Annotated in this window: 16 protein-coding genes; 5 read left to right on the top strand and 11 right to left on the bottom strand. The window is 60.2% G+C overall.

From position 1 onward, the window contains the following. Positions 1–147 precede the first annotated feature (147 nt). Positions 148–1,299, bottom strand: a complete 1,152-nt coding sequence (locus HY36_RS01300; protein WP_241764112.1) for an AI-2E family transporter — start codon at positions 1,297–1,299, stop codon at positions 148–150. Positions 1,300–1,377: 78 nt separating this feature from the next. Here HY36_RS01300 and HY36_RS01305 point away from each other — a divergent pair, with 78 nt between their 5' ends. Next, positions 1,378–2,895 (top strand): helicase HerA-like domain-containing protein, encoded by a 1,518-nt coding sequence (locus HY36_RS01305; protein ID WP_035547236.1) that lies wholly within the window; start codon positions 1,378–1,380, stop codon positions 2,893–2,895. A 36-nt stretch (positions 2,896–2,931) separates the two neighbouring features. Here the strand turns inward: HY36_RS01305 and HY36_RS01310 are convergent, their stop codons facing one another. From HY36_RS01310 to petA, 5 genes are all read right to left on the bottom strand, one after another. Next, positions 2,932–3,840, bottom strand: coding sequence for a hypothetical protein (locus tag HY36_RS01310; RefSeq protein WP_035547238.1), 909 nt, complete (start codon positions 3,838–3,840; stop codon positions 2,932–2,934). Between the two features lie 72 nt (positions 3,841–3,912). Next, on the bottom strand, positions 3,913–4,791 hold the full coding sequence (locus HY36_RS01315) for an S-methyl-5'-thioadenosine phosphorylase (RefSeq protein WP_035547240.1): 879 nt from the start codon (positions 4,789–4,791) through the stop codon (positions 3,913–3,915). Positions 4,792–4,869: 78 nt separating this feature from the next. Next, entirely contained in the window at positions 4,870–5,838 is a 969-nt protein-coding gene (locus tag HY36_RS01320) for a cytochrome c1 (protein WP_035547243.1), read from the bottom strand. Between the two features lie 18 nt (positions 5,839–5,856). After that, positions 5,857–7,314, bottom strand: coding sequence for a cytochrome b (locus tag HY36_RS01325; RefSeq protein ID WP_035547246.1), 1,458 nt, complete (start codon positions 7,312–7,314; stop codon positions 5,857–5,859). A gap of 16 nt (positions 7,315–7,330) precedes the next feature. Beyond that, positions 7,331–7,903, bottom strand: a complete 573-nt coding sequence (petA, locus tag HY36_RS01330; protein ID WP_051602378.1) for a ubiquinol-cytochrome c reductase iron-sulfur subunit — start codon at positions 7,901–7,903, stop codon at positions 7,331–7,333. A gap of 188 nt (positions 7,904–8,091) precedes the next feature. Here petA and hemF point away from each other — a divergent pair, with 188 nt between their 5' ends. Then, a complete protein-coding gene (gene hemF / locus HY36_RS01335) occupies positions 8,092–8,976 on the top strand; it encodes an oxygen-dependent coproporphyrinogen oxidase (protein ID WP_035547249.1) in 885 nt (294 codons plus the stop codon). 4 nt (positions 8,977–8,980) lie between these two features. On the opposite strand, the gene HY36_RS17530 is transcribed toward hemF, so the two are convergent. Next, entirely contained in the window at positions 8,981–9,565 is a 585-nt protein-coding gene (locus tag HY36_RS17530; protein ID WP_051602379.1) for a hypothetical protein, read from the bottom strand. A gap of 65 nt (positions 9,566–9,630) precedes the next feature. Here HY36_RS17530 and HY36_RS01345 point away from each other — a divergent pair, with 65 nt between their 5' ends. The 3 genes from HY36_RS01345 (at position 9,631) to HY36_RS01355 (ending at position 10,997) form a co-directional block, all read left to right on the top strand. Further along, positions 9,631–10,179: a DUF2975 domain-containing protein gene (locus tag HY36_RS01345; protein WP_035547252.1), complete on the top strand. Its 549-nt coding sequence runs from the start codon at positions 9,631–9,633 to the stop codon at positions 10,177–10,179. Continuing rightward, entirely contained in the window at positions 10,179–10,385 is a 207-nt protein-coding gene (locus HY36_RS01350) for a helix-turn-helix domain-containing protein (RefSeq protein WP_035547254.1), read from the top strand. Before HY36_RS01345 ends, HY36_RS01350 begins: the two co-directional genes overlap by 1 nt. 207 nt (positions 10,386–10,592) lie before the next feature. Next, positions 10,593–10,997 (top strand): TspO/MBR family protein, encoded by a 405-nt coding sequence (locus HY36_RS01355; protein ID WP_162175927.1) that lies wholly within the window; start codon positions 10,593–10,595, stop codon positions 10,995–10,997. On the opposite strand, the gene HY36_RS01360 is transcribed toward HY36_RS01355, so the two are convergent. The 4 genes from HY36_RS01360 to HY36_RS01375 all read right to left on the bottom strand — a co-directional run bounded on the left by HY36_RS01360 (position 10,978) and on the right by HY36_RS01375 (position 13,975). Then, positions 10,978–12,201 carry a CCA tRNA nucleotidyltransferase gene (locus HY36_RS01360; RefSeq protein ID WP_241764113.1) on the bottom strand — a complete coding sequence of 408 codons (1,224 nt, stop codon included), beginning with the start codon at positions 12,199–12,201 and terminating at the stop codon, positions 10,978–10,980. The two genes, HY36_RS01355 and HY36_RS01360, sit on opposite strands and share 20 nt — an antisense overlap. Further along, positions 12,185–12,670 carry a DUF6111 family protein gene (locus HY36_RS01365; RefSeq protein ID WP_035547259.1) on the bottom strand — a complete coding sequence of 162 codons (486 nt, stop codon included), beginning with the start codon at positions 12,668–12,670 and terminating at the stop codon, positions 12,185–12,187. Before HY36_RS01365 ends, HY36_RS01360 begins: the two co-directional genes overlap by 17 nt. 75 nt (positions 12,671–12,745) lie before the next feature. Next, the gene (locus HY36_RS01370; RefSeq protein ID WP_035547261.1) at positions 12,746–13,366 is read right to left on the bottom strand and encodes a CoA pyrophosphatase; all 621 of its coding nucleotides are present in this window, start codon (positions 13,364–13,366) and stop codon (positions 12,746–12,748) included. Positions 13,367–13,372: 6 nt separating this feature from the next. Then, the gene (locus tag HY36_RS01375; RefSeq protein WP_081805970.1) at positions 13,373–13,975 is read right to left on the bottom strand and encodes a DUF1285 domain-containing protein; all 603 of its coding nucleotides are present in this window, start codon (positions 13,973–13,975) and stop codon (positions 13,373–13,375) included. Between the last annotated feature and the right edge of the window lie 49 nt (positions 13,976–14,024).

Here is a 14,024-nt window from a genome sequence, read left to right on the forward strand (position 1 = left end):
TGCAAGGGCAATGCCATTTACAAGATGCGGTCAGCAGCGATCGACATTACCAATTATTGAGTATTGGTTTTGCGCTGACATAACAATTACAAAGTTGCCCCCATTTGGCATAGATTATCGTTTTTCACCATAGGTGTGAACAGCTCCCTATGCATCTTGGTTAGTGTTTGGGGTACCCCCTTTTCCCTGAGGGTCGCCATCGGCTGACAGCAGGATCGCGATCCATCGCGTATTGCTGGACTGAGCGAAGAAAATCATCATCAGAACCGTTAGCGGTGCCGACAGGAACATACCCGGTATGCCCCATATGGCGCCCCAGATTGCCAGGGATAGCAACACGATGAGCGCTGACAGATTCAGCGATTCACCCATCATGCGAGGCTGAACGAAATTGCCGATCGAGAACTGCCAGAAGCTGACGATCGCAAACACGATCGCAGCGTAGATATAGGTGTCCTGCGGCGTCGCACCGGGCACCCAGGGCGGAATTTCCGGCTGCACGATGGCAAACAGGGGCGGCACCAGCGCAGCGACAATCGAGCCCACGGTCGGGATGTAGTTGAGCACGAAGATCAGCGCCGACAGGAAAAGTGCATTCTTCACACCCAGCGCCAGCAACGAGAAATAGGTCAGCGCCGTAATGAGCGCGGAAATCACGGTCTGGGTCCAGAGATAGGTTTCAATGCTGCGCCTCGCATCGTCGCCGATCTGGCGCACCTGCGCACGCTGCTCAAAGCCAGGGAAGATATTATCGAGTTTCCGGGTCCAGCTCGACTGCGCCAGAAACAGGAAAGCCACATAAATCAGGATCAGCACGAGATCGCCTGACAGATCCCCGGTCTCATTCGCGATAATGGCGAAGAAGCGTTGCCCCGTCTCGTTGAACAGCAATTCCTGCAATGTTGGCGCGCCCGACATGTGCACCACTTCATAGGCGTCTGCGATCAGATCATTGATCCGTGTTTCATAGTCGCCCGCCTCACGGCCGAACTCCGCAATGCCATTGGCCAGCAAGGCCATGAACCCGAAAAACCCGCCCAGCACGAACAGGATTGCGAAGAAACGCGCATGCCCGATCTTCAGCGTTCGTGAAAAATTGTCGATCATCGTCGCAAAGCCTTCGATGATCAGAAACAGGAATACGGCCAGGGCAAACGGCGCAAGAATGCTGCGCCCCAGATGCAGGAAGGTGATGATCACGCCCGTCGCGATGATCCAGATGCCTGTCTTGGTTGCCCGATCCATGCTCTCCCCCGGCCAGCTTCCCGGCACGGTGATGAGAGCCTGCCCATCCGTCAAGGGTCTGCGCCTCAACCCTTGCCGAATCTGTTGAAATCTCTAGCGTCGCACACGGTTTGGATTGAAGGGGACGGGATCATGAACTCCATCTTTATCGGCGGCGCTGACGCAGACGGCACAGGCCAGCCAGGTGTCGCGCAGAACCTGCTCCTGAAGATTGCAAACCGCCACGGATTAATCGCGGGCGCGACCGGCACCGGTAAAACCGTCACTCTGCAAAACCTCGCCCAGGGCTTTTCCGATGCCGGCGTGCCGGTCTTCTGCGCTGATGTGAAAGGCGATCTTTCCGGCATCTGCATGCCCGGTAGCAAAGATCACAAGCTGCACGAGAAATTCGTGGAGCGCGCCAACAAGATCGGCTTGGGCGCCTATGATTATTCCGCAGCCCCGACCGTGTTCTGGGATGTGTTCGGCGAAAACGGCCATCCGATCCGCACCACGATTTCCGAAATGGGGCCCCTGCTCCTGTCACGCCTGATGGATTTGACCGAAGCGCAGGAAGGCGTGCTGAACATCGCCTTTGAGTATGCCGACGACAACGGCCTGCTGCTGCTGGATCTGAAGGATCTGCGCAAATTGCTGATCCATATGAGCGACAAGGAAGTACGCGACGACCTCAGCAAGGAATACGGCAATGTCGCCTCCGCCTCGCTAGGCGCGGTCCAGCGAAATTTGCTGGTGATGGAACGTGAAGGCGCAGACTTCTTCTTTGGCGAGCCTGCGCTAGAGCTGTCCGACATGATGCGGACGAACACAGACGGACGCGGCATCGTGAACGTGCTGGACGCGACGCGCCTGATCAACAGCCCCAAGCTCTATTCCACCTTCCTGCTGTGGTTGTTGTCTGAACTCTTCGAGCAGCTTCCCGAAGTGGGCGACCCGGACAAGCCACGCCTCGTCTTCTTTTTCGATGAGGCCCATCTCCTGTTCGATGATGCCCCGGCGGCGCTGATGCAGAAGATCGAGCAAGTCGTGCGCCTGATCCGGTCCAAAGGCGTCGGGGTCTACTTCGTGACGCAGAACCCGCGCGACCTGCCCGAAAGCGTTCTGGCGCAGCTGGGTAACCGCCTGCAGCACGCCCTGCGTGCCTACACACCGGCCGAGCGCAAAGGCGTACGCGCCGCGGCGCAATCCTTCCGCGAGAATGAGAATTTCGACACGGAGGAAGTGATCACACAGCTGGGCGTCGGCGAGGCGCTCGTCTCAACGCTGGACGCCAAGGGCGCGCCAAGCATTGTGCAGTGGACGGTCATTCGTCCCCCCGCTTCACGTTTGGGCCCGGCAACGGAATCCGAACGCAAGAACGTTCAGAATGCGAGCCCCGTTGCTGGCAAGTACGAAAAGGTGATCGATCGCGAGTCCGCCTATGAAGTGCTGGAAGCCCGTGAAGCCAAAGCCGCCAAGGAAGCCGAGGAATTGGCGAAAAAGGAAGCCAAGGCCCAAGCAGCGCTGGAGAAGAAGAAAAAGAAGACCACGCGCCGCAGCTCGCGCCGCATGAGCTCTCTGGAAAAGGCTGGCAATCAGGCCGCCCGTACAGCAAGCCGCGAGATTGTCCGCTACGTGTTGCGCGGCATCATGGGCACGTTCAAACGCTGAATAGGCAAACGCTGAATGGGCAAGCGCTGATGGCGATCAATTCGGCAGGCGACCGGTGTCGGTTTCGTCGTCCGAATAATCGTCTTCATCCGCCGTCGTGTCGCCATCCATCGCATCGAGCTCGTCTGGCACGTTCATGTCTTCAGTATCTGATGTGTACACGACGTCATCTTCAAAGCCGTCATCATACGCTCCGTTGGCAAAGTCTGCTGCCTCGTCGGTGGTCTCGATAGCCATGACTTCCTCAGTCTTCGGCTTGCGCTTCCAGAACGGTGCCCGCGGGTCTGCCTTGCGGTCATATCGCATGCTGTAATATTCGTGGGCTGTATGGGTCAGCGGACGTGGTGTCAGGTGCAGGCCATACTGGCGCAGGCGCTCGACCACTTCATCGCGCAGATGCATGCCGGGGAAAGAGGATGCGGCAAAGCCATGCTTTTTCATCCAGTCCCGCACGTGCCAGCTGCGCACGGTGCCGGCCTCGGACGGACGGACGCCGGCATGTTCTTCCCACATGTAGAGTGTCGCAATGCCGTTGATGGTTGCGTCCATCGCGTCGTCCAATGTCGCCCCGAGGTCGCGTTTCTGCGCAAGCGCTGCGCGCAGGGCCATCTTGCGCGCTTCAAGCTCCTGATATGTCGCGCCGATCACGGCGATGGCATTGCGGTTGGTCTTGATCAGGGATGCGTTCACACCGTCCAGCTGTGGGTGCTGAACCGGAAGCAGCACATCCGGCCCGGCTTCCTGCGTGTCGACGATCTGGGCAACCTCATTGACCATGCGCTGAAGGTTGATGCGCATTTCGTGGCTGACGCCATCGAGCGCAGAGATCGCGCCGTCGCGCTCCTCATCCCGGATCCGCCAGAGCTGCCAGGCGATCAGCAAGGCCGCCGCGATCAGCAGGCAGAGCCCGCCGGTGAAGAAAGTGTAGAATTGCGCTTCGCTCATTCTGAGGTCCCCTAACGCGTTCGCCGTTTACCATGCCTCCCCGCATGGCATTCGGTTAAGTGTTGGTAAACCTTAGCCGTTGAGAGCGCGCCCGGCAATCACCTGAAGCCTGTCCAGCATTTCCGGATCGCGCGCCGATGGCGCGGTGATGAGCGCATAGTCCAGGCAGGTGTCCGTTCCGTTCGGATCAGGTGTACGCTCTGTGCCGGACAGGCGCTCAGCCAGTTCGACCACGGCCTTGCGCGCCAATGCGCTGTTCTGGCCCATGATTTCCAGCACGTTGGTTACTGAGACCGCCTCGGTCTCTGCGCGCCAGCAATCATAATCAGTCACCATGCACAGGATGGCATAGGGCAGCTCCGCCTCGCGGGCGAGCTTTGCCTCCGGCATGGCGGTCATGCCGATCACATCGCAGCCCCATTGGCGATAGAGCTTCGATTCGGCCAGTGAGGAGAATTGCGGGCCTTCCATCGCCAGATAGGTGCCGCCACGATGCATCTTTGCGCCCACCGCCTCAGCCGCGTCGGCTGCGAGACCCGAGAGGCGCGGACAAACCGGCTCTGCCATCGAGACATGGGCCACCATACCGGCCCCGAAAAAGGTCTTGTCGCGCGCAAAGGTGCGGTCAATGAACTGGTCAGCGGCCACGAACTCGCCGGGGGCGTAGACTTCCTGCAGGCTGCCGCAGGCGGATATGGACAGGATGTCAGTCACGCCTGCCGCCTTCAGCGCAGCGATGTTGGCGCGGTATGGCACGTCTGTTGGCGTGATCCGGTGGCCCTTGCCATGACGCGGCAGGAAGACCAGCTCCACCTTCCCTATCCGGCCACGTACCAGCGCGTCAGACGGCTTGCCCCAGGCCGTCTCGACCTGTTCCTCGCGGCGGTCTTCCAGACCATCAATCTCATACAGGCCGGAGCCGCCGATAATGCCGAGGGTCCATTTGCTCATCTATCACTCCCAGAATCGAAAACCCCGCCCTTGGATCAGCCAGGGGCGGGGTCGTCAATTCAAAGAAGCGTCAGCAGCCTAGTGCTCTACGTTGCGCCAGATACGCTTGTAGGAGAACCAGAGCAGGATCGCGAGAATGCCGAGATAAACCATCACGGCCAGGCCCAGCGACCGGCGGTTGCCTTGCTTTGGCTCACCGGCCCAAGCCAGGAATTGCGCAACGTCATAGGACATCTGTTCGATCGTGGCTTCGGTGCCGTCGCTATACTCGACGCGGCCCGGAACCAGCTGTGGTGGCATGGCCAGGAAGCCGCCCGGAGGCGCGTGGCGTGGGTCGCCTTCGAATTGTGGCACCGTGTCGCCCGGCATGTACGGGTTGTAGTACTGGCCGACATTCTGGATCAGGTAGCCTTCATAGTGATGATCATCGCCGTGGCCAATGTGCAGCTTGGACGTATCGATCACGGTCTGGACTTCAGCCGGGGCGTCGTCGGTCGCCTCGGTGACCACGCGCTCCTTGAAGACTTCGTCGTCCGGATATCCAGCCAGCAGGCTGTAAACATAGGACGCGCCGCCGTGGCGGGCTTTCGTGATGACTGACAGATCCGGCGGAACGGCGCCGCCATTGGCCGCGCGGGCCGCATTGTCGTTCGGATACGGGCTGCGGAACCGGTCAGCTGGCGTTGCCGGGCGGAAATCATAGTCACCGGCCTCGTTCGGGGTCGGGCTGAGGATTTCGTTCTGCGCGGCAAGCGCCTTCACAAACGGGTTGTCGTTCGGGTTCGGATAGTCCGGGTCGTAGAACGGGCCACCCGGATCGCCGAGATTGCGATAGCTGAGCAGCTTCATCGAGTGACAGGACGAGCAGACTTCCTGATAGACCTGATACCCGCGCTGCAGCGAAGCCTGGTCGAACTGACCGGTTACGCCTTCAAAGGGCCAGCCCTCTTCCGGAGCGTGCGGGTGAGCGGCACCACCGGCAGCGTGAGCTGATGCGGCGATCATGAGGCCGGCAAGACCGGCGGTGAGAATGCGGAACGCTTTCATGATTATCCCCAAAGCTCCCTATTCAGCCGGTACGGCCGACGCCGACGCTTTTTCGCGTTTCAGCACGGATTTATGGATGGATTCCGGCAGTTCCTTCGGCTTCTCGGTCAGGCCGAGGAAGAACAGAAGGAAGAAGAAGCCGAAATAGCAGAAGGTCAGGATCAGCGAGAAGTGGCGGAACATGAATGTCGGTGCCGGCACAGCTGCCAATGACGGGTTCGAGTCGGCCGGAAGGCTTTCCATGAACCGTTTCGCGTCGACATAGGCTTCGCCGCCGCCCTTGTATTCGCTGGTCGCTTCCTGGCCATCAGCCGTGTAGCTGACCACCAGTTTCGGATCGCCCTGCAGCGCCGGGATCACCGGATCATCCGGGTTGGCCGCGCCACACCAGCCGAGCAGCAGGCAGACGGCGACAAAGCCGAAGAAGAACTGCTTGGCTACCGGACGGTAGCGCATGGACTTCACTTTCGACGTGTCGAGCCAAGGCAGGATGAACAGGACCGCGATGGCCGCAAACATGAAGATCACGCCGAGCAGCTTGGCCGGGATCGGGCCGAGGTCGAAGGTGATGGCGCGCAGGATGGCGTAGAATGGCAGCAGGTACCATTCCGGCACGATGTGCGCAGGCGTCACCAGCGGGTTGGCTTCGATATAGTTGTCAGCATGGCCCAGAACGTTCGGGGCGTAGAACACGAAGACAGCAAACATGATCAGGAAGATCACGATCGCGAAGGCGTCCTTCACCGTATAGTACGGGTGGAACGGCACAGTGTCTTTCGCAACATCCTGTACTTCAACGCCAGTCGGGTTGTTGTTGCCCGGCACGTGAAGCGCCCAGACGTGCAGGATGACTGCGCCGGCGATCATGAAGGGCAGCAGATAGTGCAGCGAGAAGAAGCGCTGCAGCGTCTGGTTACCGATGGACGGTCCGCCAAGGATCCATGTCTGGAGGCTTTCACCTACCAGCGGGATCGCGCCGAACAGCGAGGTGATCACGTTGGCACCGTGATAGGACATCTGCCCCCAAGGCAGCATGTAGCCAAGGAACGCGGTCGCCATCATCAGCAGGTAGATCACACAGCCGAGAATCCACAGGACCTCGCGCGGCGCCTTGTAGGAGCCGTAATAGAGCCCGCGGAACATGTGCAGGTAGACCGCCAAGAAGAACATGGAGGCGCCGTTTGCGTGGATGTAACGCAGCAGCCAGCCATAAGGCACGTCGCGCATGATGCGCTCGACCGAGGCGAACGCGCCATCGACGCTGGCTTCGTAGTGCATGGCCAGAATGATGCCGGTAACGATCTGGACGACGAGACAGACGGCGAGGATGCCGCCAAACGTGTACCAGTAGTTCAAATTCTTCGGCGTCGGGAAATTGATGGCCGTGTCCTGGGCAAACCGGACAATCGGCAGACGCGTATCAAGCCATTTCGTGAAGGCGTTGGTCGGCGTGTAGGAGGATTCGTGTCCACTCATCTGCGGTATCCTTCCCTTAAAGCGAAATATTGATCACGGAATCGGACACATATTTGTAGTCCGGAACCGGGAGGTTTGTAGGGGCCGGGCCTTTGCGGATGCGGCCAGACGTATCGTAGTGCGAGCCGTGGCATGGGCAGTACCAGCCACCGAAATCACCTGTGTTGCCCTGCGCAGGACCGACCGGGACACAGCCGAGGTGCGTACAGGAGCCGGACGTGACCAGAATGGCCGGGTTCAGCGATCCATCGCCCTTGGGGCGCAGGCGCTCGTCATCCGTCTGCGGGTCACGCAGCGTTGCGACATTCACGGAGTCCGCAGCTGCGATCTCAGCCGCCGTACGGTGACGCACGAAGAACGGCTTGCCGCCGATCAGAACGCGAATCTCGCCGCCCAGCGGGATCTTGGAGACGTCGACATCCAGTGCCGAAGCCGCCTTGGTGTCCGCAGCCGGGTTCCACTGGTCTACAGCGGCCCAGGCAAACATGGCAGCACCACCAAAGGCAGCTGCACCCGTGGCGATATGAATGAAATTGCGGCGATCATCATCGATCGTCTCGCCGTGGTCGTGTGAGGGTGTATCAGTCACGCTTATCCCGTCCCTTGCGAAGGCAGAAATTTGGGCCCGTAATACAGGAGCCTGCCCCATTGCACATTGCGGCAAGTGGGCGCGGTTGCCTCCCCATAAACTTCTAATGTCTGCGCGTTATCCTGACTTTAAGCCTGTGACAACAGGGCGCTTGCAAGAGTCGCACGCCTCGCGCCATGTGTCGCACCATGACAGACGGCAATCTCGACACCCAGAAATCCCGCGCCCGCGAGTGGTTCAGATCCCTGCAGGCCGACATTTGCGCCCGATTCGAAGCGCTCGAAGACGCCGCAGACCGCCCGCTCTATTCCGGCGCACCCGGCCGGTTTGAGCTGACCGAGTGGAAACGCGGCGATGGCAGCGAAGATCTTGGCGGGGGCCGTATGGGTCTGATGCGCGGGAAAGTGTTCGAGAAGGTCGGCGTCCACTTTTCTGAAGTCTATGGCACCTTCTCCGAAGCGTTTGCAGCGCAGATCCCCGGTGCGGATCAGTCTGAGGGTCGCTTCTGGGCGTCGGGCATTTCTCTCATCGCCCATCCGCGCAATCCGAAAGTGCCCGCTGCACACATGAATACGCGCATGCTGGTGACCAGCCAGTCCTGGTTCGGAGGCGGCGGAGACCTCAATCCCCTGCTCGACTACCAGCGCGATCAGGCCTTTGAGGACAGTGTCGACTTCCACGCCGCCATGAAGGCAGCCTGCGACACGCACGAGGCCGCCGATTACGCGCAGATGAAAGAAACCTGCGACACCTATTTCCACCTGCCGCATCGCGATGAACCGCGCGGCACGGGTGGTATTTTCTACGACCGCTTCAATTCGGGCGACTGGGACGCTGATTTCGCCTTCACACAACAGGTCGGCTCACAATTCGCGGACATCTACCCGCGACTGGTGGCGCGCCGCATGAACGAGACGTGGAGCGAGGCACAGCGCGAAGAACAGCTGATCCAGCGCGGCCGCTATGTGGAGTTCAATCTGCTCTATGATCGCGGCACGACGTTCGGCCTCAAGACTGGCGGCAATGTGACGAGCATCCTCTCCTCCATGCCACCTGTCGTAAAATGGCCTTAGCGCGTCAGCCCGTTTCGCAATAGCGGGCGTCACCGCCCGGCAATTCGATGGGGACGCTGCGTTCCTTCACAAGCGTAAAATAGTCTTCTTCCTGCGTCGGTCGCAGATAGATGGCGATGCGGGGATCCTTGAACGGGTTTGCGCCCGGCCTCAGGCAGGGGCGCGTGGTGACGCTGACCGACAGGCTTTTCTGTCCGGGCGTTTCCTTCAGGCTGAGCATGTGGGCACGAAACTCATCCATGCGCGGGGCATCCTTGGGGTCGACGCGCATCCGGTGAATAGAGAACCCTGCCTTGGTGCGCTGTGTCAGGAATTTTGTCGGGCTGCCGGGGACAGGCTGCAGGTGAAACAATTCCTCGCGCGTCTCATCCCCTTCTTCCTGCCAAACCGTCAGCACCAGCGTGGCGCCATCTTCTGGCAGGTCGAAATCATCCGGCGCGCGAACGGCAACCTCGATCTGGTTCGCATCCATCGAGACAGGGTCCATCGCCGCCAGTCTGGGCAGGCTGGTAACGGGCACGCTCACACAGGCCGGGATCAGACCAATAAGGCCCGTTGTGAGCAAAACCCTTGCAGCGGAAACAAACATCGAGATACCTTTCCTCAAGAAGAAATTCACGTAAAACATGAATTATTGATTGGCAAGGATGAAATATGAGCCCTCGCAACTTGTTGCCTGATCGCACACGCATGACCTGCAGGATCCTGAAATGGCTGTCTCTCGCTGTCGTCGCGATGATCGTGGTCACCTATTTCGCCGCAGACATTACTGCCGCCATGACGGATGCGATCTGGGCCGGACTTCAGCCGCAGGTGCGCGATGATGTGACCTACACCTCCGGCAAGAAGCTGATGCTGCAGTCCTTGTCCGCAGTCGGCTATTTCAGCCTGGCGCTGATCGCGCTGGGCGCCGCGCGCGTGTTCGGCGTGTTCCAGAAAGGCGTCGTTTTCGCACCCGCTGCAGTACGCGCTGTGCGGTTCCTGGGGATCATGGTGTTCGTGTTCGCTGCCATCCAGCTCGTCCTGCCGACACTGATGGTTCTGGCCATCACTTATGACAATGGCGAGGACAAACGCGCCCTGACCATTGCCATCAATTCCAAGGAGCTGATCCTGCTCATGATTGGGGCCATTATCATGGTGATCGGACAGGTTCTCACTCAGGCGACAGACATCGCCCAGGAAAACGAGCAATTCATCTGATGGCCATCATTGTCCGCCTCGATGTGATGCTCGCCCTGCGCAAGATGAAGTCCAAGGAGCTTGCTGCAGAGATTGGCATTTCAGAGCAGAACCTGTCGCAACTGCGACAGGGCCATGTGAAGGGAGTCCGGTTTGAAACCCTGGACAAGATCTGCGCCGTTCTGGACTGCAAACCGGGCGACATACTGGATCGGGAAGACGACTAAATCCGGCCAGCGCGTCCGCTTTTTGGGCAGCGGTGTGAAAACCTGATCAGGATCAAGGCATTGCCGCGCCGATTAACGTCTCGGAAATGACGGACGCTTCGTTTCGGAGTATGATCATGGTCAATGGTCCCGAACGCGAAAGCCTTTCCCTGGGGGGCAGGGATACTGCTCCTGCTAGCGACGGCAACAACCGCCGCAGCAGGAGCAGTGATTTCGGGGGGAAGTTCAGACCCCTGGTACAACGCGCTCAACAAGCCCTTCCTGACGCCACCTGATATCGTTTTCGGACTGGTTTGGCCGGTCCTGTTCATCCTGATGGCAGCCGGCGCCTTGATCGTGCTGGATCGGGCGGGCTCGTTTGAACGCGCTATCAGCCCACTTGGGCTGTACTATGCGATGCTTGTGTTCAATGCCGCCTGGAGCTTTGCATTCTTCGGCTTGAATGATCTGCTGCTGGCGCTCGGAATACTCGTGGCGCTCTGGCTGTTGATTGTCGCCATGATGCAGGATTTCTGGAGATTTGCGCCGCTCGCCGCGCTGCTGCAGATCCCGTATCTCATCTGGATCAGCTTTGCGGGCTATCTGAACGGCTTCATCCTGTTCGCGAACTGAGGCGCGCCAGCAATTCGCCCCGCGTCAGGGTGAAGTCAGAGGCGACCCAGTCCGCCTCCAGCGACCGCAAGCACGCACCAATCTCGGGCCCTTTCAGGCCTGCCGCCAGCGCATCATTACCGCCGAGTGGAAACTCCGGCCGGGCCCAGTCAGCAGCAGCCCGGCGCACCGCCTGAAACGCCTCGCCCTGCGACAGCTGCGCAGCTTCGATCAAGGCGCGATCTTCCACCGCCTCTGGCCCATGCCGGTAAAACATCTGCCGCAGCGCCTGCGCATCTGCGCCGAGGACATGAGCCAGTGCCGGGTCCGCCCAGGCGGTGAGGCGGTCGGCCTCTGCATTTGACAGTCTGAGATGGGTCGTCATCTGTCGCACATCGCGCACGCGGCGGGGCGTCATCGCCATCAGCCGCTGCAACGGATCAGGCTCCAGCCTGGCCCCCTGCTCTACCGCGACGAGTGATGGCGTTTCAGACGCTGTCGCGCCCGGCAATACAATATCCAGAATGCCGGTCTCATCCATTGCGAGCAGGGCCTCTGACGGGCCCGGCGCTTCCATCAAGCGCTTCAGCTCTTTCCAGATCCGTTCGGCCGCAATTCTCGTGAGGCCCTCTTTCTGGCGCTCACAGGCCGCGAGGCCGTCTGCATCCATCCCGGCCCCATACCAGGCATTGAAGCGGAAGAAGCGCAAGATGCGCAGATAGTCTTCACGCAGGCGCTGGTCGGCATCACCAATGAAGATCACGCGGCCCTTTATAGCGTCGGCAATCGAGCCCGGCACAACTTCATGAAGCTGGCCATCGGGGCTGGCATAGATCGCATTCAGCCGGAAGTCGCGGCGCTCGGCATCCTCGGCCCAGTCCTGTGTGAAGGCGACCACCGCACGGCGGCCATCGGTCTCGACATCCCGACGCAGACTGGTGATCTCGAAGGGGCGGCCGTCATGTATCGCGGTAATGGTGCCGTGCTCGATCCCCGTCGGGATGGCGCGAATCCCTGCCGCTTCCAGTGCAGCCTTTGTCGCGCCCGGTTCCAACTGTGTGGCGATGTCGATGTCGTCAACTTTCGCGCCGCGCAGCTGATTGCGGACGCATCCACCCACAAAGCGAGATCCGCCCGGTTTCGCCGCTTCCAGCGCCGCCATGACCGCGCGCGTGCCCGGCCAGTCCAGCCATTCCGCAGACAGGCGCTCAGTTTGCGTCATCATCCGGCCGCACAATATCCGGCGTCTCGGCGTCCGGATCCGGCGCGATAATGGTAGGCTCCTCGTCGGGGCGCGTCGCATCTTCGGTGTTCGGGGCCGTCGCGCGGATTTCCCCGGCATCATGGATCTCGGTTCCGGGGCCGGTTGCCCCGCGCGCAGATCTCACGCCATCGCGCTCCAGCGGAATGCCGACATTCCGCACGTCGTGTTCGCAAGGGTAATCGCGCGCAGGAATCAGTTTGCCATTCTCCAGCCGTGCAGGCTCATGGCAGATGTCGCGCTCCTTGGGCTCCAGCAGGATCAGCACGAACCACGCAACCGTCGCCAAACCGATACCGCACAGGAACAGGATATTAATCGGCCATTTCCGCTTGCCCTCCTGCTGGGCATTGGACGTTGCCAGCAGATACAGCCCGAACACGATGAACGGGATCGAAAAGATGAAAAGCTCAAAGACGATGCGTCCGGCCAATGTAGACTGCCCTCCGGTTTGTTTATTCTAGATAAGGCGTTGCCGGACCGAGCAAAACCCTAAATGCCGCACCGATCAATCATCATAGACGGTATGGTAGAGCTTGCGGATGATTCCTGCCGTCACGCCCCAGATGCGAAACCCGCCATGCGGCATCTCGTAGAACTGGCGTTCCTTGCCCCGATAAACCGCTCTGCCGACCTGATGATTGGCAATGTTCATCAGGAAATCGAGCGGAGTTTCAAACACGTCTGCCACTTCTGTCGGGTCTGGTGTCGGCTCGAAGTCGGATGGCAGCAGGCCCACGACCGGCGTGATACGAAAGCGCGTCCCGGTGACATAGGGCGCGCCGCGGCCGAGCACGTCCACATCTGACGGGCGCACACCCACCTCTTCCTCGGCTTCGCGCAGCGCCGCAGCGACCTCATCCACATCGACCGGATCGATCTTGCCGCCCGGAAAGGCCACCTGACCGGCATGCGTAGCCATCGTATCCGGGCGCAGGGTCAGCAAGGCGGTCGGGCCGGATTTGCGCGGGATAACCCCGATCAGCACAGCCGCAGGCCGGATGAGGCCCAGATCCTCAGGCGTCAGGAACTCCATATCGCCATATTCGGTGAGCTGCGCTTCCCCGCGCGGCGGGTCCAGCCGGTCACTGACGCGCGTCAGGAAATCGTCGAGCCCGTTCCAGCTCATGCCGCGTCAGCCTGCTGATCCAAGTGGAAAGAAGCTGCCCTGACTCCACACGCCGAAGGTATCGCTGCCATCCGGCGCGGGCTCTGCCAGTTCGGCGAGTTCGTAGAAGACCGGTCGCGTGAGTTTGGCTTCAAGCTGTCCGCGCACGAGGACATAGGGCGAAGGCTCTCCGGTTTCCGGGTCGGTTTCAATCCGCAGCGGCGCATCCGGCCCTGCCAGGGTGACATCGCCCAGATTGGTCACGAAGGCCAGCGTCTGTTGCGGTCCGGGCTCCCCTGCCCGTTCGACCCGCACAGCGGTGAACGGCGCGTCTTCGACATGGACGATCACTTTTTCGTAGGGCGTGACGAGCCAGATCTTGCCGTCGGGATCCTGTCTTAGAATGCGGGAAAACAGCTTCACCAGCTTTTCGCGATTGATACGGCCGCCCCCATGCCACCAGCTGCCATCGGCGCGGATTTCCATGTCGATGTCTGCCGTGCGGTCCGGATTCCACAAATGGACGGGGGGCAGCTTGCCCTCTACCTTGCCATCGGGAAGGATCGCTTTAAGCGTCTCTTCGAGACTGATTGTGGTTGTGGCACTGGAATTCACATTTTGCTCCGCCATGATCCGGCCTTAGACATAGGTTTGTTTATTCAGGACGAAAAGCCGGAGG

This window comes from Hyphomonas atlantica corrig., from assembly GCF_000682715.1.
Taxonomy (GTDB): Bacteria; Pseudomonadota; Alphaproteobacteria; order Caulobacterales; family Hyphomonadaceae; genus Hyphomonas; species Hyphomonas atlantica.

What these genes read in the sequence shown, in the direction of transcription:
- HY36_RS01305 (WP_035547236.1), top strand. Translation starts at nt 1,378, where the DNA reads ATGAACTCCATCTTTATCGGCGGCGCTGACGCAGACGGCACAGGCCAG.
- HY36_RS01310 (WP_035547238.1), bottom strand. Translation starts at nt 3,840, where the DNA reads ATGAGCGAAGCGCAATTCTACACTTTCTTCACCGGCGGGCTCTGCCTG.
- HY36_RS01315 (WP_035547240.1), bottom strand. Translation starts at nt 4,791, where the DNA reads ATGAGCAAATGGACCCTCGGCATTATCGGCGGCTCCGGCCTGTATGAG.
- HY36_RS01320 (WP_035547243.1), bottom strand. Translation starts at nt 5,838, where the DNA reads ATGAAAGCGTTCCGCATTCTCACCGCCGGTCTTGCCGGCCTCATGATC.
- HY36_RS01325 (WP_035547246.1), bottom strand. Translation starts at nt 7,314, where the DNA reads ATGAGTGGACACGAATCCTCCTACACGCCGACCAACGCCTTCACGAAA.
- hemF (WP_035547249.1), top strand. Translation starts at nt 8,092, where the DNA reads ATGACAGACGGCAATCTCGACACCCAGAAATCCCGCGCCCGCGAGTGG.
- HY36_RS17530 (WP_051602379.1), bottom strand. Translation starts at nt 9,565, where the DNA reads ATGTTTGTTTCCGCTGCAAGGGTTTTGCTCACAACGGGCCTTATTGGT.
- HY36_RS01345 (WP_035547252.1), top strand. Translation starts at nt 9,631, where the DNA reads ATGAGCCCTCGCAACTTGTTGCCTGATCGCACACGCATGACCTGCAGG.
- HY36_RS01350 (WP_035547254.1), top strand. Translation starts at nt 10,179, where the DNA reads ATGGCCATCATTGTCCGCCTCGATGTGATGCTCGCCCTGCGCAAGATG.
- HY36_RS01360 (WP_241764113.1), bottom strand. Translation starts at nt 12,201, where the DNA reads ATGATGACGCAAACTGAGCGCCTGTCTGCGGAATGGCTGGACTGGCCG.
- HY36_RS01370 (WP_035547261.1), bottom strand. Translation starts at nt 13,366, where the DNA reads ATGAGCTGGAACGGGCTCGACGATTTCCTGACGCGCGTCAGTGACCGG.
- HY36_RS01375 (WP_081805970.1), bottom strand. Translation starts at nt 13,975, where the DNA reads ATGGCGGAGCAAAATGTGAATTCCAGTGCCACAACCACAATCAGTCTC.